This window comes from Paraflavitalea devenefica (assembly GCF_011759375.1).
GTDB lineage: Bacteria > Bacteroidota > Bacteroidia > Chitinophagales > Chitinophagaceae > Paraflavitalea > Paraflavitalea devenefica.
In genome coordinates, this window is record NZ_JAARML010000006.1 from 142,607 (window position 1) to 167,490 (window position 24,884).

Here is a 24,884-nt window from a genome sequence, read left to right on the forward strand (position 1 = left end):
TTTGTGAATTGTGCATCGGAATTGTCAATGGGCTGCTGATAATAACATGACTTTCGAAAGAAAGTTTACCCCAATGCCGCCTGGTATACTTCAATATACTGCTGAACGCTGCTTTCCCAGCTAAAATCCAGTTGCATCATCTGCCGGCGTATTTGCTTCACTGTTTCCTTTTGATGATACAATTCTGTTGCCCGCCATATGGCATGGGTAATATCGCCTACAGTAACATTATTATAGCAGATACCATACCCGCCCGGATCGCCATGGTCAATAACGGTGTCTTTTAACCCACCGGTACGCCTCACCATCGGCACCGTGCCATAGCGCATGGAGTACATCTGGTTCAGGCCGCAGGGCTCCACCCGGGAAGGCATCAGTAAAAAGTCCATGCCCGCATACATGGTATGGCTGAGCCCTTCATGATAGCCAATGTATACATTGTAATCGTATTGCGACATCGGCTTGATGGCATTCAGCGCTGCTTCCACTTCCGGAAAACCGCTGCCCAATACCAGGAAGTTCATCCGCCGGCCAATGTAGCTCAGGGAATCACGGATCGCCTGCGGCAACAGGTCGGCCCCCTTCTCCCCCACCAGCCTGCCGATAAACCCGATCAAAGGCTTATCAAAGTCCAGGGAAAACTGATCGCACAACTGCATTTTATTCTTGGCCTTGCCTGCTTCTGTATCGTCCAGGCCATACCGGTGTACCAGGTATTCATCAATTTGCGGGTCCCATACATGTACATCAATGCCATTTAAAATGCCATAACATTTCCCTTTCTCGTATTCAAACAGGGCCTCCAGCCCATTGCTCATGTATTTGAGTTCATCCAGGTAACTGGGACTTACCGTAGTGACCTTATCGGCGCATTTAATACCGCTTGCCAGTGGATTGATCGTTTTATTCCATTCCAGCAGCCCCCATTGCCACAGGTCATAAGGAGGAATGAAAATGCTCTGGTCCCATCCCATCCACCCCTGGTATTGGGCATTGTGGATGGTAAGTACGGTACGGATACCGGCAATAGGCCGGTATTTGTAACAGTGTTTCAACATAAAGGGGATCAGCCCCGTATGGTGATCATGTACATGGATAATATCCGGGAAATGCTGCCAGGCATTTACCCAATCCAGCACGGCGATCTGGAAGGCAGTAAAACGCTCGGTATCGTCATCATACCCATACACTTTTTCCCTGTCCAGCAGGCCATTAATATCTACCAGATAGAGGTCAAACCCCAGCTTATTCGTCTTTTCTTTGATAACCGTAAATTCAAACCACCAGTTGCCCAGGTTGGTATGTCCTTTATGGACCACCTCCCATTGGTTGGCGTACAGGAACTTTGTCCGGTACATGGGCATTACCACTTTGGTAATATGGCCCGCTTCATTAAGGTATTTTGGTAAAGCTCCCACTACATCGCCCAATCCTCCTGCCTTGGCCACCGGGTAACATTCCGCGCTAACGTGTAAGATCTCCATGCTGTTTCAACGATTGGTGTGCATAAATCCCTGTCAATTTAGGAAGGATTTCGATTCATTGTTGCAGAGGCTCTAAAAAAGATGAAAGAATTGCTATGCGTTAACGGGAAGCTGTAGTTATATCATTACAAAACCTACTTTTGCGGCACTATCGATTGCGTGACTTTATAAATCTTTAGGCATCTTATGCCTGCGATGACAAAAAACTATTACTTTTAAAAAATTTTTACTAAAAACTGCTAAAACGGTTCTGCATGAGTCAACAAACCAAATGGTCCCAGTTCGGAGTACTAATCATTGTGTTCTTCTTCTGGGGCTTTGTAGCGGCTTCCAACAGTATTTTCATTCCATTTTGTAAGAAGTTCTTTAACCTGGATCAGATACAATCCCAACTGGTAGGTTCTGCCTTCTATGGCGCCTACTTCTACGGATCGCTCATCCTGTACCTGGCATCTGCCATCGGCGGCACTGACCTGCTGAATAAGATCGGATATAAAAAAGGCATCATTTATGGTTTGCTGATCTCGGTAGTTGGTGCGCTGGCGCTGGCCTTCATCAGCGGCTCGGGCAATGCCACCTTTGGTCTCGTATTGTTGTCCTTTTTCATCATTGCACTTGGCTTTTCCCTGCAGCAAACTTCTGCACAACCCTTTGCGATTGCCCTGGGCAGTCCGGAAACGGGCGCCCACCGGCTCAATATGGGCGGCAGTGTTAACTCCTTCGGTACCCTGCTGGGCCCTCTGGTGGTGAGCGTGGTATTGTTTGGCAGCGTTGCAGCGAAGAAAGAAGCGTCGATCACCAATATCCAAACCCTGTATTTCTTCCTCTCCGGTCTGTTCCTGCTGGCAGCCGCCATCTTTGCTTTTGCTAAACTACCCAAGACTACCTCCGATGAGAAGCTGGAAAAAAGTCCGAAGGCTTTATATGCCTTATTGATCATCGGTCTCATCTTCCTGCCGGTACTGTTTGCGGATTTCGTGAAAGAGCAAACCGGTATTAGCAAGACAGCCATCGTGATCGGTTCACTGCTGATCATCCTCGGCATCCTCTTCACCTCCATGTTCCTGGCTTCCAGAAATCCTGAAGGCTGGGGTGCCATGCAGTACCCTCAGTTGGTACTGGGTATGGTGGCCATCTTTGTTTATGTAGGTGTGGAAGTAACCATCGACAACAACTTTGCGGCGCTGTTGAAATTGCCTGCATTTGGTGGTTATGATGAGTCGGAGATCGCGCACCTGGTATCCCTGTACTGGGGTAGCCTGATGATCGGCCGCTGGACAGGCGCCGTCAGTGTATTCAACCTGCCAAAGAACACCAAACGCGTTCTTGGATTGGTAGTTCCTGTAGTAGCTTTCGGTTTGATCCTGTTTGTGAATTACCTGAAAGGAGATAACGTAGTGAATGAGTTCCTCCCCTACCTCATTCCTATCATCATAGCCGCATTGGCCTTTCTCTTTGCAGAGGAAAAGCCGGTAAAACTGTTGCTGACCGTTTCGGTACTAGCTGCTGTTGCGATCCTGATCTCGCTGGTAACCACGGGTATGATCTCCAACTTCGCGATCATCAGCTGCGGTCTTTGCTGCTCTGTAATGTGGCCCTGTATCTTCGCGCTGGCAGTTACCGGTCTGGGTAAATACACCAGTCAGGGTTCTGCTTTCCTGATCATGATGATCCTGGGTGGAGCGATCATTCCGCCGGCACAAGGTGCGATCATCGACCTCGATCAGGCAAGACTTGCAGGCGGGGGCGAAGGACCCAATTTTACACACCTGTCTTATATCCTTCCGCTGATATGTTTTGCATACCTCGCCTGGCACGCACTCAAGACCAAGGGTGTGTTGAAAAAACAAGGCCTGGATATCGATGCGCAGGTAGCTGGAAGTCACTAATCAACCAAAATAATTTGTAATTTCGCCCCCGTTCCAACGGGGGCCTTTTTTATATAACAACTAATCATGGCAATCAGTCAGCGGCAAGAGCTTGCAATAGGTATTGATATAGGCGGCACCAACACCGTATTCGGCATCGTAGATCATCGGGGCGATATTTCCTACCGGGGTGCTATTTCAACGAGGAAGCACAACAATGTTACCGATTACATTAACGAATTATACGAGGCCCTGTTACCGGCTATTGATGAAGTAGGCGGCATCAACGCCATCAAAGGCATTGGCATTGGCGCTCCCAATGGCAATTATTATAATGGTACCATCGAATATGCGCCCAACCTTCCCTGGAAAGGCGTTATTCCCCTGGTGCAGTTGATGACCGGTAAGTTCATGGTGCCCTGCTCCCTCACCAACGACGCCAATGCAGCAGCGGTAGGCGAAATGATGTATGGTGTGGCACGCGGCATGAAGGACTTCATCATGATCACACTCGGTACGGGTGTGGGCAGTGGCATCGTGGCCAATGGCCAACTGATCTATGGCCATGACGGGTTTGCCGGCGAATTGGGCCATACCACCATTATTCCTGATGGCCGTAAACACAAAGGCACCGGCCTGCATGGTTCATTGGAAGCGTACGCTTCCGCCACCGGCGTAGCTTTAACCGCTATTGAATTCCTGGAAAGGGATAATCACCGCGACAGCCTGCTGCGCAATTATGCCAAAGAAGAGATAGACAGCCGCATTGTTTATGATTGTGCTATACAAGGCGATAAACTGGCGCAGGAAGTATACGAGTTTACCGGTAAGGTACTGGGACTGGCATTGGCCAATTTTGTGATGTTCTCTTCACCGGAAGCGATCATCCTTTTTGGCGGCATGACCAAGGCCGGCGACCTGATCCTGAAGCCAACACGCGAGCATATGGAAAAGAATATGCTGCCTATTTTCCAGAATAAGATCAAACTGCTGTTCTCCGAACTGAAAGAAGCTGATGCAGCTATATTAGGCGCCAGTGCGCTCGTATGGGAAATGAAGGGATAACTACCTGTATCAGCTTTAATATTACTTACAAAAGCCGCTTTGCAAGCGGCTTTTGTGTTTTTCTGACACACTCAAATTCGCCATAGTACCGGTATAAACTTGAGTCATATCATTTATTTTAAAAATATCTACCTAATAAAGCAAGTGGCATCACTTTTGAGAAACTTCGGGGTGCAAGAGGCATGTACTTTGTGAAAACGTAAATTTTGATTCGTGATGCGATACCCTAATTTGTGCAGAAATCTGCTCCCTATGCTCTTATGTGCTTCCGTATTCACAGCCTGTCAGAAAGAGGCGAATGTGGAAGGATCGAAAGAATCAGGTGCGAAGAATAGCGATGCGGAGATCAGAGTCTCCGGGCTTGTTGAAGAAGACCCGTCCTTACTGGCAAATATTCCTTTGCTTGTTTCCTCTCAAACAAATATTGTGGCGACCCTTGGTTCAAGGGGTGGAAAGCCCAAAGACACAGATGGCGATGGCATTTCCGATGCCAATGATGCATGCCCAACACAACCGGAAACCGTTAATGGTTACCAGGATGCAGACGGATGTCCGGATACGGCCCCTCCCCCCACATCTACAGATTCAGATGGTGACGGTATTGCTGATGCATCCGATAGTTGTCCTGCTCAGGCGGAAACTTTTAATGGCTACCAGGATGCAGACGGATGCCCGGATACTGTGCCAGATACCGATGGTGACGGCATTGTTGATACCAAAGATAGCTGCCCTACCCAGCCTGAAACAGTAAATGGTTACCAGGATGATGATGGTTGTCCGGATACAGCGCCCATAGTACTTCCTCCAACTACTTTACCCTCCAGTGCTTTCATAACGATGCCCCCGGTCGGCCTTCAGGGAGGAGAGTATTCCTGTGTTGCATGGGCTGTGGCGCAGACAAGATCTGCGGAAAAATATTATAAGACCAATGCTGCCAGCTATAATGCAGCCGTCAATATTTTCAGCCCGGAATATATTTATAACCAGGCTAAATTCGGGACAGACTGTTCATCAGGCACAGGGATCTCAACCTGTTTAAACATCCTTAAAAACCAGGGAGTTTGTACCTGGCAAAGTATGCCCTATACCAGCTTAAGTTGTTCTTTATTGCCCACCAGCAGCCAGATCGCAGAAGCAGCCAACTATAAAATTGGTTCTTATGCAGTAGTGTATCAGAATGACCTGGTTGCACTTAAAACATTGCTGGCGCAGAACCACCCATTGATCGTTGGCAGCAGCATTGATGACAATTTCAGGTATGCCACAGCCGGATTTATCTGGAAAAGCTTTAACAGCGCATACGGCACCAACCATTCTTATGTGCTTTGCGGGTATGATGACAACAAACATGCGTTCAAGGCGCAGAACTCCTGGGGCACCTCCTGGGGTGATGCAGGCTACATCTGGATTGATTATGATTTCTTTGCTACTTTGCCGGGAAGCGTTTATACGATCCAAAGTGCATTATAATATTCTTACCTGGGTACAACAACAAAAAAGGTGTCGCAAATGCAACACCTTTTTTGTTTTGAATAGTCAGGCAACTACTTCATCTGAACAATTTTTCCGTTGGCTGATTGATCGTTTACCCTCAATTTGTAGATCAATGTTGCCTTACTGGTCTTTTTGGCTTCATACTGTACATACTTAACATCGCCGGCTTTGATCGCTCCATCATAAACAATTCCGAGCTTTTGCCCCAGCGTATTATAAACTTCCAGGATCGCCCTGCCTGATACAGGGGATGAGAACCGGAAGCTTATGGTGGAAGTAAATGGATTGGGATGGGCCACTACCTGCAGATCAGAAGCTATGGCCTTCTTTTCAGCAATGGCTGCCTTGTCAGTAGTTGTTGTAGCAACGGCTCCTGAAGTTTGGCCTGATGCTCCTGTCAATGTTTGTGCACAATTATCTAACAGTGTAATGGTCTGCTGACAACTGGCTGTATGACCGGCATTATCTTCAACGGTCCAGGTGCGGATGAACTGATTGTTTGAAACAGGGCCATCAACAGAAGTTACTGACTTGATGCCACAGTTATCAGAAACAAAAGGTGCACCTACTTTGGACGGATCTGATTTATCGGCACACTTTACAGATACATTCGGAGGACAAGTGATCAGCGGATCATCCTGATCTGCCACAGTAATCACTTGTGTACAACTTTCTTTGTTGCCACAAAGATCTGTAGCCTCCCATTTACGTGTAATGGTGTTGCTGCATCCATTACCCTGGTTAGACTGGGTTTCGGTGAAGACAACAATTAGTGGTGTACCTCCTGTCGGACAATTATCTGTTGCTGTTACAGCCGCCGGTGCAGGAATATTACAGAAGTCAACGGTTATATCACCCGGGCATCCGCTTAATACAGGCTTGGTCTCATCTACTACAGATGTTGTTTTTGAACAGTTATTGGTAGTAGAACCCTGTTTTGAAGTTAAGGTAAGTTTTACTGTATAGGAAGTACCACAACTGGAACCTAATGCGGCTACATCCACTTTAACAGAACTACCCGTTGTTGATCCGTCAAACTCTGCTGATGGGTGAGTTCCGTCAAATGTCCATGCGGCATTGAAATCGGCCGGGATCGGGTCTTCAAAACCATCATTGTTTGAATCGTAGAAGTAAACATTATCCTGTGCGCCCGGACAAACAGTAGATGGTCCTTTAACAATACAATCAACGCCACCGCTTACTACTATAGTTACGTCAGACGAATCTTTACAGAACGGAGCTGCTAACTGAGTAGCGATCACCCTTACGACATAATCACCCTGGGCAAAAGGAGAGAGTATGTTGAAGGTAGCATTTCCGGCGGCCGGACTGTTCAAATTAGTGAAGGATGAATTTCCGCCAAACGGGCTGGATACCAGCTTCCATTGAAAACTATAATTGGCTGTTGTGCCCGGAGAAATACTTTGGATGCCCAATAGCGTAGACGTAGTGTTGTTTAAATTGATCTGCAAAGTATTGTCGGCATCCTGTGCATCTACTGTTACATTTACCACCGTACCAATGTTGGTATAAGCGGAGCAGGTAATATCTGCAGTACCGGCCCTGGACATGGTGAGGTTCAATGTAAATGAACCGCCGGTAAAGCTTGAGCCGGAAGGAACGATGGTAACCGGGCTTGTAGTGGTCGTAAAGACATGTGTTACCGGATCTTCTCCCTGTATCTTAGCGCCTGCTGTATTATTGCTTAAGCTCCATTTGTAGGTTACACCCGCTTCAGTGGTGTAAGGGAATACAATAGATGTTGTTTCAATACATACCGTTTGAGCAGTCAGTGTTGGACATAGCGGGGGAGCAACAAATACGGCATCTGTCTTTAATGATCTGTCGCTGCTACCGCCATCTTCTGTGAAATCATTGGTATGTTGGGCATTATCCAATGCAAACCCTTTAATGCGGGTGTGATAGGGTGACCCGTTAATGGAAGAAGCTGATCCACCCGGTCCCCAGTCTACAGAACTGGCAATGTGACCTCCCCAGGCGATAACTACCTTTTCATTATTGCTGCCGGCAATAAAGGCGCCGGTCGTAAACCTTACCAGCATAACAGCTTCCAGGTGAGCAAAAGCCGCCAGGTCCACAACGCCAGGAGCCTGGTATTGAGCAAAGGTGATCGTACCATTATAAATAACCAGTTGTTTTTTGGTACCAATAGCACCAGCCAGCGTTTGTGCCGCCAGTGCGTTAAAGCTTCCGGTCAGGATGGCATTTTGTGCAGCATTACCATAGTTGATGGCCGGGATCGGGAAAGTATTGAAAGCAGCATTGGTTGGAATGCCCGCTACGGTTGGATTTTCCAATGGTTTTACAGCTTCTTCAGCGTGCGGGAAAAAGCCATGGGGGGAAAGGTTCTGAGGGCCTGTAATATAGTCCAGCGCATATTTACTTCCATCCCTTACATCAAATCCGATGCGTATTACATAGCTGGTGTTTTCGGCCAGGTTCTCACAAGTAACCCTGTAGGGAACAGAGTGGCTTTCATTAAAGTGCGAGCCCGTTCCGCCCAGGTTATTGTTCGTCCAGTGAACAGGGTCTACCCTGGCAATAGCAGATATGGGTTTGCTGGATGGTTTACCGCCATTTTCGCCCTGGTCCAGGTTATAGGAAGGCTGCTGGGAAAATGCCTGGAAAGAAAACAAATTCAACAGTAGCAATGCCAGGACACTAAACGGCCAACAAGGCCAAAAGATCCTTCTGCCGACATGCTGTCGATTGTTAAAAATGGTATCCATAAAAAAAGTTTTTAAGTTAGAAAAAGTTTGAGGCTTTTGATCTAAACCTAAGGCTACGCGTCATTCTCTGGGCCGATTGGATATCAGATCGTTTTTTTAACAATGATCAAAGGAAGAAGAAGGGAAGGATTATCAATCCGGAAGCAGCAGGGATAAAGGATGGACATGCAGAAGGAAAATCAATAGTTATTCCTTCTGAAAACAAACAACCAGCTTTGAACGCGTTATGCCGGAGGGCTCGAATCACTACAACGGGCATAAACACAGATCAGGCAAAATGCAGGCTGTACCGGCAAGGGTACTAGTATTTCTTTATTTGATATGGATGTGAACAGTCGTGTAGAATTATTCATACAATCAATTTTTATTGATCATACATAAAATGGAACGCGGCATCATCACGTCGTCTGATACGTGTAATACCCTTGTGGGTGTATTATAACAACTACTAAGCAGGACCAGAAGTAGAAAAATTGGATCGCAGTTATAGGAAAAGGCGCAGGTGCTGAATTAATGTTAAGAGGCGGTACTTTTTGTAATTACCAGATAGGAAAGTGGAGGTACAATGGTAAATGGCAATCAGGAATCCATATAATAAATGTAACCAAATTAAATGGAAATTAAATATTTCTTTACCGGGGTCAAGATTGGCAGGTACATGAGTATACAAAAAGAAAGGAGAGCGCCTTTCTTTTTGTATACCTATGTAGACTTTCCACCTAATACCGCACCGATACCCCCACAGCAAAAGCTGTACCCCTGCCCTTTGAGTAAAAGCCGGGTTGCATGAACCATTTGGCCCTGGCCGGGAAATAATCTTCATTGAACAGGTTTTCGATACCCACGCTGAGCCGGGTATTTTTATTGACCTTATAGCTGGCAGCGAAGTTGAAGAGGTTATAGGCTTTTACCGCGCCCTCATTACCATTGTAGATGCCGGTGGTGGAATTTTTGGCAAAGCGTTCGCGATTCATGATACCCGTATAATTGAGCATGAGGTCCAACGCCTGCAGGGGTGTCCAGGTGACATTGCCAGTCGCTTTCGGCGCTGCAATCCGGCGTCCGTTCATGTACAGGTCCACGTCATCATTGTATTTACCGTTGTTATTAATATCCCTTTTTCCTTCTGTATAGCTATAGGAACCGCCCACTGTCAGGGTACGGTTGAAGCGATAAGCAGCGGCCAGTTCAAAGCCATACACCAATTCCGGGCTGCGGGCGGTATTGAACAAGCCAGTAGCAGGATCATATATTACTTCAATGCCCAGTTTGGAAGTACTGCGGTAAGCAGCCGCCGTGAACTGAAGGCCCTTGTAACGGCTGTCGAACCCGATCTCAAAGTTGTTCACTTTTACCGCATCGGTATTGATCTTATCAATGCTGTTCACTTTGGCATCCCGTAACGCCAACCCGATATCCATAACAGAAAACCCTTGTGAAAAGCTGATAAAGGGGCTGAACAGTTCGAAGCGGTTGTACTTCAATCCTGCATTGAAAAGCCCCGTATTGTATTTTAATGTACCGCCTTTTACCATGAAGGAAGGTGTTACAGTAGCGCCACTGGCATTGGTGATGCGGAGTGTTTGGTAATCGTCCACATCAATGCGTACATCTTCAAAGCGGAACCCTGTTTTAAACACCAGGTTCTGTACAATGGTGAGGTCGGCCTGCGCGAAGGGCGCCAGGTTGGTCATATCCATGGTAGGTACCCATACCCTGCCATCTACCAGGGGCTGGGAAGTTTTATCGCGCAGGTAATCCACGCCATAAGCCAGGTTGGCTTTCAGGGAGGGGCTATTGATGACAGGGGTTTGCAGGAATAACCGGGCGCCTTTCTTGTCATTGTTGGCCAGCGACTGGCCATCGCCTCCATCAAAACGGCCAAGTGAAACATAAAATACATCTTCGCGCTTTTCATAATACACATCGGCGATAAGGCTGGTATGCAGGAACAGGTTGTCGACCCTGTACGATAGGTGCAGGTTATGGTTATATTGGGCGCCGGTAGGTTCGCCCAATGGCTTGCCTAAAACGCCCGTTGCTTTTTGTCCGGTAGCGAGGTTGCCGTTCACCAGCGTATAATTGCTGTGTTGCAGGCTGCTATAGTAGTTATATACTAATTGCAGGCGCTGGTTCCTGCCTGGCTCAAATCCCAGTTTGGCAAAAGCATTGTAAGTATCCGTTTCCCCGAGGCTGTAATTGGGGCCTACCAGGTCGCCTTTGGCGTCTTTGTACTCACCGGTTTGCTCAGCCGTACCACTCACCACGTAATCGAATTTGCCCACTTTGCCATAAAACAACTGGTTGATACGCCCGCCTACCGAGTTCTTCACCTTTACCAGTGAGCCATTGAGCTGTACATCTGTTTTACCACCGAAGGCCGTAGTAGTATCGGGCACCATCGTCACGTAGTTGACCAGGCCGCCGGCAGCGCCATTGCCATAAATGGCCGTAGCGCCTTTTACTACTTCTATTTGTTGCAATACAGCAGGATCGATGGAACGCAGGTCAACTTCCGCATTGCGCAAGGGGGATGACTGGCTTACACCATCTACCATTACCAGCATGGGGCGGCCACGGAGGTTCTGACCCACATTGCTGCCCGATTGAGCGGTGGGTGCGTAACCAGGCACCTGGTTGGCCAGGATGGCGGTAAGATCGGGATTGATGGCCATTTCTGTTTCCAGCTTATGACGCGGGATGACGGTAACAGAAGCGGCAATATTGCGGATATTCTCTGGCCGGCGAGAGGCAGATACTATTACATCGGACAGGGTATCAGCGTTCGCCATCGTCCGGATGCGGGAGGTAGTGTCGGCTTTAATGACCTGAGCAGTAACAGTAGAGCAATAAAATAATAAACAACATAGGAGTACAGAGGGGATACACTTCATCGCATTTCTCAATTTGGGCGCGAAGGTATCCAGCAATGATATACCAGGATTATTCCTCCTTTATTTATTCCGGAAATAGTAAGTGAATTTCCGGCATCAGGCCCGCTTCTGCTTACTACCTTTTCTTCTGCCGGATAATAAACACACCCGGCACGGGTCTTTGTCCGCCTTTATCGGATGGTTGTATCGTTTCCTTTCCGTTTACCAATACACAACTGCTGCCGCCGCCATCGAGGTTCAGGGCTTCCACGCATCCCAGGTCCTGGAATATTTTGGCTTCCTCTGCCAGGGTAGCTCCTTCTGCTACACCCGGAAAACGCCCCTGTATCACCAGGATGATCAGTTCCCGTTTACGGTAACCCATCGCCGTACGGGGATGCAGGTCCTTCTCTCCTTTCACAAACATCTGCTCTTGCTCATTGGTAACGTTGATCAGGCCATCCTTCAGCAATACTGGTCCGCCGCCGATAGCCGTATGCATTTTCCACCATTTCCAGTGGTCCAATGTATTCAGGTCGGCCAGATTGGGATCGCTGGTCTTTCCTTTGGCCAGTATGGGACGTTCCTGGAAGGCATAAGGCCAGCGTTGCGCCGTATCGGTAAACAGCCAGGCCACATCGGCCCGCCGGCTTTTGGTAATACCTATAGCGCTACGGGTGGGGTAATAAAAGGAATCCGTACCCTTTTGCTGCAGGGCAGGCACATTATAAGCCAGCATGCTGTCGTTGTTGATCACCACATTCAGGTTCTGATTGGTGGCAAAAGAGAAAAAAGTAGCATTCATCACCACCAGCGGCTTGCCCTCCTGCTCATAGAATTGCGCCGGCGTGTACCGCTTGCCCTTTCCTACCTGCGTGGCAAATTCCAGCTTGCGGTTTTTCAGGCTGGCCACAATACAGTAAGCAATAAAGGGACGCCCGTTGAGGGAATCTGTTGTTTTATACAGTTTCACAGAGGAAGGCAAATTGCCAAATCCTGTATCTACCGGTTGCCAGTTCAGTTGGGCAAAAGAAAAAGGAGCACACACAATCATGAGTATGCTCCCCAGCAAAAATGTCTTTTTCAAGCCTTGATTATAATGATTGATAAAATTAAACCATTGCTTTCTGCAGTTTCCAGGTAGAGATACCATAACCGGGAATAACATGCTTATCACTGTGGTAGGAAGAACGTACCAGCGGACCGCTTTCCACATAATCAAAGCCCATTTCATAGCCAGCTTCACGGTATTCGGCAAATTCATCCGGGTGTACAAACCTGATCACCGGTAAATGCTTGCGGGTAGGCTGCAGGTATTGTCCGATCGTGACTACATCCACCCCGCTGTTGCGCAGGTCTTTCATGGTTTGCAGCACTTCTTCTTTCGTTTCACCCAGTCCCAGCATGATACCGCTTTTGGTACGCATGCCGCCTTCTTTCAGCACTTTCAGCACATCCATGCTACGGCGGTATTTGGCCTGTATGCGCACCTGCCGGGTAAGGCGTTCTACCGTTTCAATATTGTGCGATACCACTTCGGGCGCCGCTTCAACAATCCGTTGTATATTCTCCTGCTGACCCTTGAAGTCGGGTACCAGTGTTTCCAGCGTAGTCTCCGGGTTCAGGGCCTTAATAGCTTTAATGGTATTGTACCAGATAATGCTGCCGCCATCCTTCAGCTCGTCACGGTCAACAGAGGTCACTACCGCATGCTTTACCTGCATCAGGTAAATGGCTTCCGCCACCCGCTGGGGTTCATCCCAGTCTACCGCCTCCGGCCTGCCGGTGGCCACGGCGCAAAAGCCGCAACTCCGGGTACATACATTGCCCAGGATCATAAAGGTAGCCGTACCTTCTCCCCAGCACTCTCCCATATTGGGACAGTTACCGCTTTCGCAAATGGTGTGTAGTTTGTGGGTATCTACCAGGCCGCGGACATGCTTGTAATTCTCGCCGGTAGGCAGCTTAACCCGTAGCCAGTTGGGTTTCTTGACTTTAGCCGTTTCGGGTACAGTATTGATAATCGGTAATTCCTGCATATTTAGTCATTCAGTGATAGGTATCAACAACTTAGGATAGTAAGTTGTTCAGCGGCCCGCCTTCAGCGGGACAAGCAAAAATACATCACTTTCGCCTACCTAAAAGCAGGGTCACATAACCATTGAAGAAAAACTGCTTTTCCTTATTAAAAGCTATCTGGGAGATCTTCTGGGCATAGAAATCGGCCGAAATACCTACTTCCACCGCGGTCACCGTTTCATTGAAACGCCCGAAATCGAACCGTAATCCGGCCTTGGCATGGGCGCCCGGACGGATCTTTACCTCGCCCCAGCCTACGGTGAAGCCGGAAGCGCCTATTTCTACATATTGGCTGTCAATAATGGTGGGATAGGTAGAGCGGATGCGCTCTTCTGTTTTCGTCACCACATCCACATAATAGGGCTTTACAAAGCCGGCAGATACCCCGGCAGCATAAGTTGCCATGACGGCTACTCCATTTTTATTACCCTTACCGCCAATAATCCTTTGCTGTCCAATGCCCAGCCTCAACTGGTAAAGATTATTGGTTTTGCCATAGATCACACTGTTCACATTAAAAGTGCCCACCTGGTAGGAAGTCCTTTTTTCCTTGGGATGCTTCTTTTCATTCAGCTCTATCTGGAAAATGGTGGCTACCCGGTTACTTTTGAACTTTCCCCATTCATAGGAAAGCCCGTACCCGTCTGTAGAGAGTTTCAGGCCAAAAACGCTTTGTTTATTGAAAATGATCTCCCCTTCTTCTTCCATTTTCAGCAATTTGGCTACCTGCTCACGTTTGGCTGCTTTTTTATCCTTTTTAGCTGTGGGAGATTTGGGAGTGGGATTGTTCTGCGCCCAGGCAGAACTGGCTATAAGAACGACTACGATTGACAGAACGAGTTTCTTCACCGGCTGTGATTTAATTATTCAACGTAAATTTAAGGCAAAAATAAGATAATGACTTCTACTGTTGTTTACGAAGGAAACCTTAGAACGGTTTGTTTACATCTGAAATCAGGCACTGAAATACAAACAGATGCCCCCACCGACAACCAGGGTAAGGGCGAACGCTTCTCCCCAACCGATCTGGTGGCCACAGCGCTGGGCTCCTGTATGCTCACCATTATGGGCCAGAAAGCCCGGGATATGGAAGTAAACCTGACGGATACGAAGATTGAAGTAGAAAAGATCATGGCCGCCGACCCGCGCCGCATCGCAGGCATTAATTTAACATTTTCTTTTCCGGAGACCCTGCAGGTGGATGAGAAGCAAAAGATCATACTGGAGCGCGCCGCCCATACCTGCCCGGTAATTTATAGCATACATCCGGACATCAAAGTGAATGTGACCTTTCAGTGGAATCCGGCCGTGATTAATTTGAAAGTGTAACTAATTTGAAAATTTGAGAATTTGAAAATGTGGTAATGGGGGAATACAGCAAATACCTGTGTAGCTAAAGCCAGCCACACAGGTATTTTCATTATCAAATTATCATATTACCATATTCTTCTTCAACAGCGCATTTCCCACCGCACAGTCCAGGCAGCGCTTATGGTCGCAATACATATTTTTTAATTCAATGAGTGCCTGCGATTCGAAAGCATTCTGATTGGTAATACCCCACTGCTGAAATCCGCGTGTAATGGTGTTTTCTTCGGCCTCCAGTTCCTGCAGCCATTGCAATGCCCGGTCCTTATATTCCTGCTCCTGACGCTGATGGCCATAGGCAAATAGCAGGGGAATAATCGTATTGATGAGCAGATTCCTGATCATACTGTCCCCTGTTCGCTTGGGCCTGGCCGGCGATACCTTATCGAAAGTATAATGGTGGTCCCAGTAAGCGCTGGCCTGTACATCCAGCAGCTTTTTAACATCTTTTACTGAAATGGTTTCCTTAATTTTTGAGAACAAATGACCTGAACTATGAACCAGCATCGCCAACTGCGCCAGCCTGATAGTGGGAAAAGACGCCGGCCTCATGCGAAGGAAGAGAGCGGCTTCTGGTCGTTGGTGGAGCTTGTATGCTACCTGGTAGAACTGATAAGTTTCTTTTAACCGCCGGGCATAATAATCTTCATAATCCTTTTGCAGCAAACCCGCCTGCCCCATCAGCATAGCTTCCAATTGTACCAGTTGGTTCCTGTGCTTGCCCAGTACAGAGAGGGAGATGCTCCGGGCCATGGCTTCAAAGACTTCCGCATTCACCTTCATACCAAAGTTCCTGGCCAGCAGCCACCAGCAGGTTTCGTCCCAGTGCTGGTTATTTTCGGCCAGGCATTCAAATACCACTTTCGATTTACGTTGTAACCGTTCTACCAGCAGGCGTTCATTCCAGGATACCCAGGTAATGGCGGCCGTTTGCGTGATCTGTTGCTCACAGGGAATGAACATGCGGCTGTTCATCCAGTCTTCGTATTGCTGTAACAGTAACTTAGGCACCCTTTCCTTTAAAGTAAGCACAGGGATCGTATTATTGTTGGAACTATCCAGGTCATCTTCCCACACTACATGTAAGATCACCGGATTATACCGGGGATCCAGTTGATGGGCGTGTTTATACCATTCAGAAGTTTTGACGTGCAGCTCTACCGGGCCTACCAGTACAGCATGGCCTATTCTTATTTTGGCGGCTAAAAAGTCGGGGCCCTGGTTGGTATTTAAAGTGCCTGGATGAACGATTTCAAAGTCCTCCCCTGTAGTAAACTGTAAGTGCTGGCGATTAAAATACTGGAATTGCCAGATAAACTGGAGCAGGCGTTCGGTCATAGCGATATTGCATTTGAAAGTATATACGAAACTTTCAAACCATCGTATTGCGCGATATGATTTTAATTAATAGATGTATTAGCCCAATGCCTGCAGGTACTGCACTACCCTGCTCACGGGCAGTCCCATGACATTATAGAAGTCGCCATTAATACGTTTAATGCCCGTTACGCCTATCCACTCCTGAATGGCGTAGGCGCCTGCTTTGTCGAAGGGTTGGTATTTATCTACGTAAAAAGCAATTTCAGCGGTGGTAATGGGATGAAACCATACTTCTGTCGTATCGGAAAAAGCAATTTCCTCGCCCGCATGCAAGATCACCACGCCGGTAATAACAAGGTGTTTTCTATCCGATAGCATGCTCAGGATGTCAATGGCATCTTCCCGGTCTTTCGGCTTGCCGAGAATCACATCCTCCAGCACCACCACGGTATCTGCGGCTACGATAGTGGTACCGGCATTGTAACGTTTGTACTCCTCACAGTCCTGGACAGCCAATGCCTTCTGGCGGGCGATATGTACCGGTATAAGCGGGGTAGCAAGTCCCGGCGGATAACTTTCATCAGTAGAACGTACAATAATATCAAATGGAACTTCGGCCCATTCCAGCAATTGCTTGCGCCGTGGCGATTGAGAGGCCAATACTACCCGTTGAACAGCCATTATCGAAAATAGATTTTAAAGAAGATCATTGACAGGATACCGGTGAGCATCACAAACTTTACCCAGTTGCTCAGCCGGTGAAAATCGGCGCTGGCATAAGCCGTATACAGTCTGCTCAGGATATACAGCAGGGGAACAATGATCAGCATAACACAATACAGGGCCGACCACCACCATTCGAACGTCAGCACATACGCTTGTACGATCATAAGGGCGGCTATCAGTACGATGAGCCAGGTGCCAATGAATACCTTCGATACATTGACGCCCCAGGCGATGGGCATGGTACGGCAACCATATTTCTCATCGCCGGCCATATCTTCAATATCCTTGATCACTTCCCGGATCAGGGAAATAATAAAAGCAAAACCGGCATACAGGAAAGTGACCCGCATGATCTTGGAAGCCTCTACCACCCCGTACAGTCCGGGTGTTTTAATGATCCTGTAATGGACCATAAACCCCACCACCATCACCGTCCAGGCCGTCAGCAGGGATATAACAATATTACCGCTCAGCAGCTTCCGCTTAAAAGTAGTAGAGTAGAGCCACAGGGCAATCACACAACCTACATTGGCAGGCGCCAGCCACCACACCCGCGCTTTCCAGGCTACATAGGTGCTGATGAGGATACCGATGGCCGATAGTACCCAATGCCATACAATAGCCCAGCGCCGCTTGATGATCTTTTCCACCACCAGCCGGCCGGGTTTATTCACCTGGTCTATATTGAGGTCAAAATAATCGTTGATAATATAACCGCCTGCAGCGATCAATACAGAAGCAATGACCAACAGCACAAACAGGTGCACCGGGATCGCTAAAGGCATATTGGCCTGCTGAAATACGGGGATGATCACGCAATACAGGAACAACAACTGGGTGAATGCAATAAACACCAGGTTCAACGTTCTTACCAGCCGTAAAAATGCTACCAGTAGTTTCATGAATGCGCTAAGATAATCACAGAATTCTGAATGTTTCGGGTTTTGAGTTCCGTGTTTCGGGTTCTTTGTCAGTAACGTGTAAATTAAATTTAATACAGCCAGTGGGGCCGGTTTTAATCGGCCGGCATAAATCGCGGCAGCAACCCGAAACTCCAAACGCGAAATTATAAACTCGCAGTATTCGTGTGCAAATCCCAGTGATCATTCAATTTGAGTACTTTCTCGATAACATCCCGCACACAGCCCATGCCACCCGGCGCCCCGGAAATATAATGCGCCAGTTCCCTGATTTCCATGGCTGCATCGGCCGGGGCGCAGGCCATGCCTACCGTTTGCATCACTTCATAATCCGGAATATCATCCCCCATCATCAACACTTCCCCTTTTTGTAACTGGTGCTGCTGCATGTAGTGCTGCAGGTGGGCCTTTTTGTCCTTTACCCCCATAAATATATCCTGGATGCCCAGCTTTTGCAGGCGCTGTACGGCCGGATCACTCACACTGCCGGAGATCACTGCCACCCGGTACCCTTTCTTAATAGCCAGTTGCAGGGCAAATCCATCCTTGATGTTCATACGCCGGTACTGGCCGCTATCCAATACATATACCGTACCATCGGTTAGTACGCCATCCATATCAAATACAAACGTTGTGATCTGCTTAAACTGGTCTAGAATACTCATGGGCAATGGGTAGTAATGAGCAACAAAAATAGGGAATACATAAAAAAAGAACGCTGAATGATATACACCATTCAGCGTTCACCATATATAAACAGCTTTTAATTCTTCCGGCTGTTATTATTATTGTTATATACCAGGTTCTTCTGCACGATCATATCATTCACCACATTCACAGCCTCACCAAGATAAATATCATTGCCACGGAGTGATTTGATCCATTGCTTAAAGCGTTCCAGCTTGCCGGCATCATATTCAAACTTCTTCAGGTCTTCGGCCATCGCTTCCACATCCAGCTCTTTCGCCGATTTGCTGAGCGAATCTATCTGCCTGGCCACGGCTTTCATCTGCTTTTGCTCTTCCTGGTACTTCTTCAGGTTCAGTTGCGCCACCTTATCATTTTGTTTGGCCAGCCATTCAGCATTGAACTTGATCTTTGTAAAGGCATCGCTGGTTTTCAGGCGGTCATCGCTCGCTTTCTTGATGGGCGCCAGGTCAAGGCCATATTTCCAGCGGCTGTAATCGGCCTTTTGTATCTCATCCCAGGGCAATGCATCGGGATTGTCCTTTTCGCGCAGCTTGGAATACTCTGCCAGGTCGGGCAGGGCAATATCGGAGCTTACGCCGCGCAGTTGGGTAGAGCCGCCATTGATGCGGTAAAACTTCTGCAAAGTGAGCTTTACGGTACCCAGCTCACTGTTGGGATTGAGCATACCCAGGTTCTTATCCAGGCCAATATTGCGTTGTACAGTACCCTTACCATAGGTAGAGGTGCTGCCTATAATGATACCCCGGTCATAATCCTGGATAGCAGCAGCAAATATTTCAGAAGCAGAGGCGCTGAACTCATTCACCATCACCGCCAGCGGTCCGTCGTACAATATGCTTTTATCGCGGTCGGGATAGATCTGGGGTTTGCCATCACGGTCTTTTACCTGTACAATCGGACCGCTTTCAATGAACAAACCTACCATTTGTACCACATCGTACAGAGAACCGCCACCATTGTTGCGCAGGTCCATCACAATGCCATCTACTTTCTGTTCCTTGAGCTTGATGATCTCTTTACGTACATCTTCAGAACAACGGGGACCTTTCGGATTGTCGAAATCGGCATAGAATTCCGGTAGGTAAATGAAGCCGATCTTACCACCGGTGGTATTTACAATAGCACTGCGGGCAAAAGTTTCATCCTGCACAATCTTGTCACGGATGAGGCTTATTACTTTAACGGAACCATCCGCTTTTTTCAGGGTAAGGCGTACCTCAGTACCTTGTTTACCACGGATCACCTTTACGGCGTCTTCCACAAAGAAGCCACCCAGGTCTACCGGTTCGGCAACGCCCTGTCCCACCTTCAGGATCATATCCCCTACCGCCACTTCGCCCGATTTCCAGGCAGGACTGCCGGTAATGAGGGAGCCGATCTTAATACCACCTTCATCTTCCCGCAGGGAAGCGCCAATACCAAAAAAGCTGCCGCTCATCTGCTCATCAAAATAACGCTTATCCACGGGCGGGAAGTAGGTCGTATGCGGGTCCATAGACTCCGTGATCGTCTTTACATATTCATTAAAACGGTCATCATCATTGATCTTTACTTTCAGGCGCTCATAGATCCTGTCCATGATCTTCATCACCCGGTCGCGCGCTTCCTTTTCCAGTTCGGCATCGGTTTTCACCTTCACGCTGTCCTTTCCTTTATTGCGTTCGCGGGCATCCAGCAGATCAGCGTAACGGTCCAGCGTCAGGGATTTCAACCTTTTACGCCATACCTCCTTGCGTTCTGCTTCATTCTTCGGGAAATCAATTTCATCGGTATTGAAATTGGCTGTTTCTTCCTTGGTAAAGTCAAACGGCTTGCTCAGCACCTCTTTATAGATCTGCTCTGTTTCGAGGATACGCTTCTTCACGATCTCAGAAACCTCGGGCACAAATTGTACCGGCTCGCCCAGTAACTCATTGTCGATCTTTGTTTCGTATTTCTTTAACCGCTGCACGTCCGACTGCAGCAGGATATTCTTATTCTCATCCACATAACGGTTCACCAGGAACTTTTTGAACACTTCCCTGGAGAAATTATCGTCTATCTTTTTAGGGCTGTAGTGAATTTCCGACAGCATCTCCCCCACATTATGCAGGATCTTCTCATATTTTGTGGCGGGCGGCTTATCGCCCCCTCCTAATCCAAGTGTACGGAAGGCAAGAAACAAACCGGCTCCCAGAATGATCAGCACAACAGGTAGATTCTTTCTTTTAACCATATATTGTAAGACTTTAGTCATTGCTTCCAAAAATAACGATAAATAAGATGGGTTGTTGCAGCGCAAAATGAATATTAACAATCGGTTTTGTCTAAAATTCCAGGAATCAGGAAGACCGGAAAAGAGCAAGGGATAAGCGGCTAACTGATGCTATCTGTGCGCATTAAATAGGGAACAGTGAAAAAATGTGAGAATGATTTTTTGACAGAAATCAGATTTACTTTACTTTTGCACTCCCAATACGGTGGTTGTAGCTCAGTTGGTTAGAGCATCAGATTGTGGTTCTGAGGGTCGCCGGTTCGAACCCGGTCATCCACCCCGAAATGGCGTTCAAAATTCATTTTTGAGCGCCATTTTTCTTTGGTGCCCGTCTGCAGTACCGTCTTACCATGCCTGCCCTGTTTTACCTGACAACCAGGTTATTCCACCCTCCAAAAAATATTTTCAAAATCGTGAACAATTTACCAACCTCCTTTAAGCCATGTGTGAACCATGTGTCAAAGATGTGTGCGCCATTGGAGAACACCCCCATTTGACACATGGTTCACACATGGATGAGGCCAGGATGACAGGAGGATGGGCAATGGAAGCGGGTTGAATCGCCACAGCCCGCAAAAATAGCCGTACCTTGCGCCCTCAATTTTTTCGTTTTTATTATCCTTCAATTGATTACAATGAGTCCCTGGTGGCTAATGATCCCCATCTTATCTGCACTGACCGGCTGGCTGACCGTTCAGTTATCTGTCAAACTGTTCCTGACCCGCATTCTCCCCCGGAGACGCCGGCAATGGACGGAACAACTGGCTAAAAAGGTAAGTACCGAGCTGGTTTCCTTTGAAACCCTTGAACAAAAGATCACCAGCCCGGAAAGCATACAGAAACTGATGCCCCAGGTGGAAGGACATATTGATGATTTCCTGCGGACGGGCCTTCCCAAGGCCTTCCCCATCATCAGCACCTTCATTGGCGAGCGCACCATCAGCCAACTCAAGGAGATCTTTATGAAGGAATTGGAAACCATCTTCCCCGTGGTAATGAAAAGCTATGTAAAAAACCTGCAGCAGGACCTCAACCTGGAGCAGATGGTGATAGACAAAGTGGAAGCCATTACCACAGAAAGAATGCAAGCTACTGTTAATCAATCCATAGGCCCCGACCTGGACCGGGCAGCCCTGATAGCCGGCCTGTTTGGTCTCCTGGTGGGATTGATACAACTGGCCATCGTATTGGCAACGACCTGATAAGTGGATGATTTCCACAAACCATCGTCATTTTTACCTTTCATCACAATGTCAGAACCCTGTCACAAGTTCTAGAGGACTTTTGCGTCTAACCCTTGCAATAATAATTAACCGGTATATGAGAAGTTTTCTGTTATTAGTTATTTGTGCTGTTTTGTATAGCCAAAGTATAGCCCAGTTTCCCGGAGGAGGTGGCGGACGCCCAGGTGGCGGTGGCGGCATGCAGAATATTGGCCACTTTTATGGCCGTATTATAGATGCCAAGACCAATAAAGGCGTGGAAGCCGCTTCTGTGCAGTTGATCCAGACCAAGATGGACCCTGCCACCAAAAAGCCGAAAGATACGCTGGTAGGCGGCATGCTTACCCGTAACAATGGTGATTTCAGCCTCGAAGGCCTTCCCTTATTTGGTCAGTTCCGCCTCAAAATAACCGCCATCGGTTATAAAACCATCGAGCAGAAAGTAGCTTTTGAATTGAAGTTTGGCCAGGGCGATATGAGCCAGGCCATGAATGCAGTAGATAAAGACCTCGGTAATTTCAAACTGGAACAGGATGCACAGGTCATGGAAGCGGTAACAGTAACCGGCGCCAAACCCCTGATTGAAATGGGGATTGACCGTAAGATCTTCAACGTGGAAAAGAACATCACCTCTGCCGGCGGTACCGCAGTAGATGTAATGCGCAGCGTTCCTTCCCTCAATGTGGATATTGACGGCAATGTTACCCTGCGTAATGCGGCGCCACAGATCTTTGTGGATGGACGCCCCACTACCCTCTCCCTCGACCAGATACCGGCCGATGCCATCCAAAGCATAGAAATGATCACCAATCCTTCCGCCAAGTATGACGCCAGCGGTGGACAGGCAGGCATCCTCAACATCGTATTAAAGAAGAACCGCAAAGCAGGTTATAACGGTAGCATCCGCGCCGGTATAGACTCCCGTGCCCGGTTCAATGTAGGTGGCGATATCAACGTACGCCAGGGAAAACTCAACGTATTTGCCAATGCCATGTACAACCAGCGTAAATCCAAAGGCTGGGGCTGGAGCGATCAGTTGAACACAGCTACGAGCAGCAGCATTTTCTCGCACCAGGAAAATGACCAGGTGAACCGGGGTTCTTTTGCCTTTGGCCGCTTCGGGCTGGATTATTTCATGGACAACCGCAATACCCTGTCTATTTCGCAATCCATTGTACGGGGCCAATTCAAGAATGACAACCGCGAGAACTATCAGGTTGATACCAATGATGTATTCTTCCAAAGCCAATACCGCAACAGCCTCGGCGAATTTGAATTCCGTAATTACGGTACGCAATTGAGCTTTAAGCACCTGTTTGCCAAAGCCGGCCGCGAGTGGACAGCCGATGTGAATTTCAACCAAAGCCGGAATGAAAACGAAAGCAATATCCTGGCCCGTTATTTCTTCGATCCCAGCCAAACCAATCCCAAGACCGATGAAACCCTGCAAAGGTCGATTGGTGAGGGTAAGAACACTTTTGTCGTTGGACAAACCGATTATGTGCACCCCATTACCGAGAACATGAAATGGGAAGCTGGTCTGCGGGCCCAGATCCGTAAGTCAGAAAGCTCCCAGGCCATCGCCAATAATGGTACGGTAGATCCTCAATTCAGCAACAACTTCGAATACACGGATTATGTGTACGCAGGTTATGCCACTTTCTCGCAGAAGATCAAAGACAAATGGAGCTACCAACTGGGCTTGCGCGCAGAGAGCTCTAACTATGAAGGGACACAATTGGGTAAAGCGGAGTATTCCAACAGCTTCCCCATCAGTTTATTCCCCAGTGTATTTATAACCCGTTCATTTAAGGACAAGCAGGATATCCAGATCAATTACTCCCGCAGGGTGAACAGGCCCAACTTCTTCCAGTTGATGCCGAACTACGATATCTCGAACCAGTTGAGCTATTCTACCGGTAATCCCAACCTGGTACCGGAGTTCACCCATTCGTTGGAGCTTTCTTACCAGAAAACTTATGGCACGAAGAACAATACCTTCCTCGCTACTTTGTTTGGCAAGTATACCGACAACCTGATCGCGCGTTACCAGTACTGGCAGAAGTTCAACGCCGATTCGGCCTTCGTGAGCACCTGGATCAATGCTACCGACGCTTATGCAGCCGGACTGGAGCTGGTATTCCGGAATAACTGGACCAAATGGTGGGACATGAACTTCAGCACCAACGTGTATTATTCCAGGATCAATGGCGATAATGTAACCAAGCAGTTGACCAATGAGCGTACCAGCTATTCAGCCAAGCTGAACAATACCTTCAAATTCGGCAAAGGCTGGAGCATACAACTGAGTGGTGATTATATTTCCAAGAGCGCCCTGCCGGTGAGCACCAGCAATAGCGGTGGCGGCGGTGGTGGTGGTGGCCGTGGCGGTGGTGGTGGCGGTGGCTTTATGATGGCCGCGCCTTCTTCCGTGCAAGGCTTTATCGAAGCCAATTATGGCGCCGACCTGGGCCTGCGCAAAGAATTCCAACTGTGGAAGAATACCGCTACTATATCTGTAAACTGGAACGATATTTTCCGCAGCCGACGTTATTATGCCTTCTCCGAATCAGCAGGCTTCACACAGTGGGACTGGAGAAGAAGAGACCCGCAGATCGTTCGGTTGAACTTCAACTACCGTTTTGGCAAGTTTGATATCGCCCTGTTCAAACGCAAGAACATGAAAGGCGAATCAGAAGGTATGCAGAACGGTATGCAGGGCATGGGACAGTAAACAGTCTTTTCCTAC

The 24,884-nt window shown here is 47.9% G+C and carries 17 protein-coding genes and 1 tRNA gene; 7 read left to right on the forward strand and 11 right to left on the reverse strand.

What is annotated here, in order from left to right; all coding sequences use genetic code 11:
• Nucleotides 1-65: 65 nt before the first annotated feature.
• Nucleotides 66-1,484, reverse strand: a complete 1,419-nt coding sequence (locus HB364_RS28075) for a glycogen synthase (protein ID WP_167291751.1) — start codon at nucleotides 1,482-1,484, stop codon at nucleotides 66-68.
• Nucleotides 1,485-1,738: 254 nt separating this feature from the next.
• On the opposite strand from HB364_RS28075, the gene HB364_RS28080 reads away from it, so the two are divergent.
• The 3 genes from HB364_RS28080 (at nucleotide 1,739) to HB364_RS28090 (ending at nucleotide 5,887) form a co-directional block, all read left to right on the forward strand.
• Nucleotides 1,739-3,373, forward strand: coding sequence for a sugar MFS transporter (locus HB364_RS28080; protein ID WP_167291752.1), 1,635 nt, complete (start codon nucleotides 1,739-1,741; stop codon nucleotides 3,371-3,373).
• A 66-nt stretch (nucleotides 3,374-3,439) separates the two neighbouring features.
• Complete coding sequence (locus HB364_RS28085; protein ID WP_167291753.1) at nucleotides 3,440-4,417, forward strand: ROK family protein; 978 nt, start codon at nucleotides 3,440-3,442, stop codon at nucleotides 4,415-4,417.
• 252 nt (nucleotides 4,418-4,669) lie between these two features.
• Nucleotides 4,670-5,887: a C1 family peptidase gene (locus HB364_RS28090; RefSeq protein WP_208420123.1), complete on the forward strand. Its 1,218-nt coding sequence runs from the start codon at nucleotides 4,670-4,672 to the stop codon at nucleotides 5,885-5,887.
• Between the two features lie 74 nt (nucleotides 5,888-5,961).
• Here HB364_RS28090 and HB364_RS28095 read toward each other — a convergent pair whose 3' ends face one another.
• The 5 genes from HB364_RS28095 to HB364_RS28115 all read right to left on the reverse strand — a co-directional run bounded on the left by HB364_RS28095 (nucleotide 5,962) and on the right by HB364_RS28115 (nucleotide 14,462).
• Nucleotides 5,962-8,661, reverse strand: coding sequence for a hypothetical protein (locus HB364_RS28095; RefSeq protein ID WP_167291755.1), 2,700 nt, complete (start codon nucleotides 8,659-8,661; stop codon nucleotides 5,962-5,964).
• 719 nt (nucleotides 8,662-9,380) lie between these two features.
• Nucleotides 9,381-11,555 carry a TonB-dependent receptor gene (locus HB364_RS28100; RefSeq protein WP_167291756.1) on the reverse strand — a complete coding sequence of 725 codons (2,175 nt, stop codon included), beginning with the start codon at nucleotides 11,553-11,555 and terminating at the stop codon, nucleotides 9,381-9,383.
• A 115-nt stretch (nucleotides 11,556-11,670) separates the two neighbouring features.
• Complete coding sequence (locus HB364_RS28105) at nucleotides 11,671-12,621, reverse strand: phosphodiester glycosidase family protein (RefSeq protein WP_167291757.1); 951 nt, start codon at nucleotides 12,619-12,621, stop codon at nucleotides 11,671-11,673.
• 25 nt (nucleotides 12,622-12,646) lie between these two features.
• A complete protein-coding gene (gene lipA / locus HB364_RS28110) occupies nucleotides 12,647-13,573 on the reverse strand; it encodes a lipoyl synthase (RefSeq protein WP_167291758.1) in 927 nt (308 codons plus the stop codon).
• An 85-nt stretch (nucleotides 13,574-13,658) separates the two neighbouring features.
• On the reverse strand, nucleotides 13,659-14,462 hold the full coding sequence (locus HB364_RS28115; RefSeq protein ID WP_167291759.1) for a hypothetical protein: 804 nt from the start codon (nucleotides 14,460-14,462) through the stop codon (nucleotides 13,659-13,661).
• A 48-nt stretch (nucleotides 14,463-14,510) separates the two neighbouring features.
• On the opposite strand from HB364_RS28115, the gene HB364_RS28120 reads away from it, so the two are divergent.
• Nucleotides 14,511-14,942, forward strand: a complete 432-nt coding sequence (locus HB364_RS28120) for an OsmC family protein (protein WP_167291760.1) — start codon at nucleotides 14,511-14,513, stop codon at nucleotides 14,940-14,942.
• A gap of 102 nt (nucleotides 14,943-15,044) precedes the next feature.
• Here the strand turns inward: HB364_RS28120 and HB364_RS28125 are convergent, their stop codons facing one another.
• The 5 genes from HB364_RS28125 to HB364_RS28145 all read right to left on the reverse strand — a co-directional run bounded on the left by HB364_RS28125 (nucleotide 15,045) and on the right by HB364_RS28145 (nucleotide 20,873).
• Nucleotides 15,045-16,319: a DUF2851 family protein gene (locus HB364_RS28125; protein WP_167291761.1), complete on the reverse strand. Its 1,275-nt coding sequence runs from the start codon at nucleotides 16,317-16,319 to the stop codon at nucleotides 15,045-15,047.
• A 78-nt stretch (nucleotides 16,320-16,397) separates the two neighbouring features.
• Nucleotides 16,398-16,982, reverse strand: coding sequence for a Maf family nucleotide pyrophosphatase (locus HB364_RS28130; RefSeq protein ID WP_167291762.1), 585 nt, complete (start codon nucleotides 16,980-16,982; stop codon nucleotides 16,398-16,400).
• On the reverse strand, nucleotides 16,982-17,929 hold the full coding sequence (locus HB364_RS28135) for a geranylgeranylglycerol-phosphate geranylgeranyltransferase (RefSeq protein WP_167291763.1): 948 nt from the start codon (nucleotides 17,927-17,929) through the stop codon (nucleotides 16,982-16,984). The genes HB364_RS28130 and HB364_RS28135 overlap by 1 nt, the downstream gene beginning before the upstream one ends.
• Nucleotides 17,930-18,093: 164 nt before the next feature.
• Nucleotides 18,094-18,612, reverse strand: a complete 519-nt coding sequence (locus tag HB364_RS28140) for a KdsC family phosphatase (RefSeq protein WP_167291764.1) — start codon at nucleotides 18,610-18,612, stop codon at nucleotides 18,094-18,096.
• A gap of 98 nt (nucleotides 18,613-18,710) precedes the next feature.
• Nucleotides 18,711-20,873, reverse strand: a complete 2,163-nt coding sequence (locus HB364_RS28145; RefSeq protein ID WP_167291765.1) for a carboxy terminal-processing peptidase — start codon at nucleotides 20,871-20,873, stop codon at nucleotides 18,711-18,713.
• Between the two features lie 244 nt (nucleotides 20,874-21,117).
• On the opposite strand from HB364_RS28145, the gene HB364_RS28150 reads away from it, so the two are divergent.
• From HB364_RS28150 to HB364_RS28160, 3 genes are all read left to right on the forward strand, one after another.
• A tRNA-His gene (locus HB364_RS28150) sits at nucleotides 21,118-21,191 on the forward strand.
• 356 nt (nucleotides 21,192-21,547) lie between these two features.
• On the forward strand, nucleotides 21,548-22,114 hold the full coding sequence (locus HB364_RS28155) for a peptidase M16 family protein (RefSeq protein ID WP_167291766.1): 567 nt from the start codon (nucleotides 21,548-21,550) through the stop codon (nucleotides 22,112-22,114).
• Nucleotides 22,115-22,232: 118 nt separating this feature from the next.
• On the forward strand, nucleotides 22,233-24,869 hold the full coding sequence (locus HB364_RS28160) for a TonB-dependent receptor family protein (RefSeq protein WP_167291767.1): 2,637 nt from the start codon (nucleotides 22,233-22,235) through the stop codon (nucleotides 24,867-24,869).
• Nucleotides 24,870-24,884 lie beyond the last annotated feature (15 nt).

Coding starts and splice junctions, on each gene's coding strand:
- HB364_RS28075 (WP_167291751.1), bottom strand. CDS start 1,484: ATGGAGATCTTACACGTTAGCGCGGAATGTTACCCGGTGGCCAAGGCA.
- HB364_RS28080 (WP_167291752.1), top strand. CDS start 1,739: ATGAGTCAACAAACCAAATGGTCCCAGTTCGGAGTACTAATCATTGTG.
- HB364_RS28085 (WP_167291753.1), top strand. CDS start 3,440: ATGGCAATCAGTCAGCGGCAAGAGCTTGCAATAGGTATTGATATAGGC.
- HB364_RS28090 (WP_208420123.1), top strand. CDS start 4,670: ATGCTCTTATGTGCTTCCGTATTCACAGCCTGTCAGAAAGAGGCGAAT.
- HB364_RS28095 (WP_167291755.1), bottom strand. CDS start 8,661: ATGGATACCATTTTTAACAATCGACAGCATGTCGGCAGAAGGATCTTT.
- HB364_RS28100 (WP_167291756.1), bottom strand. CDS start 11,555: ATGAAGTGTATCCCCTCTGTACTCCTATGTTGTTTATTATTTTATTGC.
- lipA (WP_167291758.1), bottom strand. CDS start 13,573: ATGCAGGAATTACCGATTATCAATACTGTACCCGAAACGGCTAAAGTC.
- HB364_RS28120 (WP_167291760.1), top strand. CDS start 14,511: ATGACTTCTACTGTTGTTTACGAAGGAAACCTTAGAACGGTTTGTTTA.
- HB364_RS28125 (WP_167291761.1), bottom strand. CDS start 16,319: ATGACCGAACGCCTGCTCCAGTTTATCTGGCAATTCCAGTATTTTAAT.
- HB364_RS28130 (WP_167291762.1), bottom strand. CDS start 16,982: ATGGCTGTTCAACGGGTAGTATTGGCCTCTCAATCGCCACGGCGCAAG.
- HB364_RS28135 (WP_167291763.1), bottom strand. CDS start 17,929: ATGAAACTACTGGTAGCATTTTTACGGCTGGTAAGAACGTTGAACCTG.
- HB364_RS28140 (WP_167291764.1), bottom strand. CDS start 18,612: ATGAGTATTCTAGACCAGTTTAAGCAGATCACAACGTTTGTATTTGAT.
- HB364_RS28145 (WP_167291765.1), bottom strand. CDS start 20,873: ATGGTTAAAAGAAAGAATCTACCTGTTGTGCTGATCATTCTGGGAGCC.
- HB364_RS28155 (WP_167291766.1), top strand. CDS start 21,548: ATGAGTCCCTGGTGGCTAATGATCCCCATCTTATCTGCACTGACCGGC.
- HB364_RS28160 (WP_167291767.1), top strand. CDS start 22,233: ATGAGAAGTTTTCTGTTATTAGTTATTTGTGCTGTTTTGTATAGCCAA.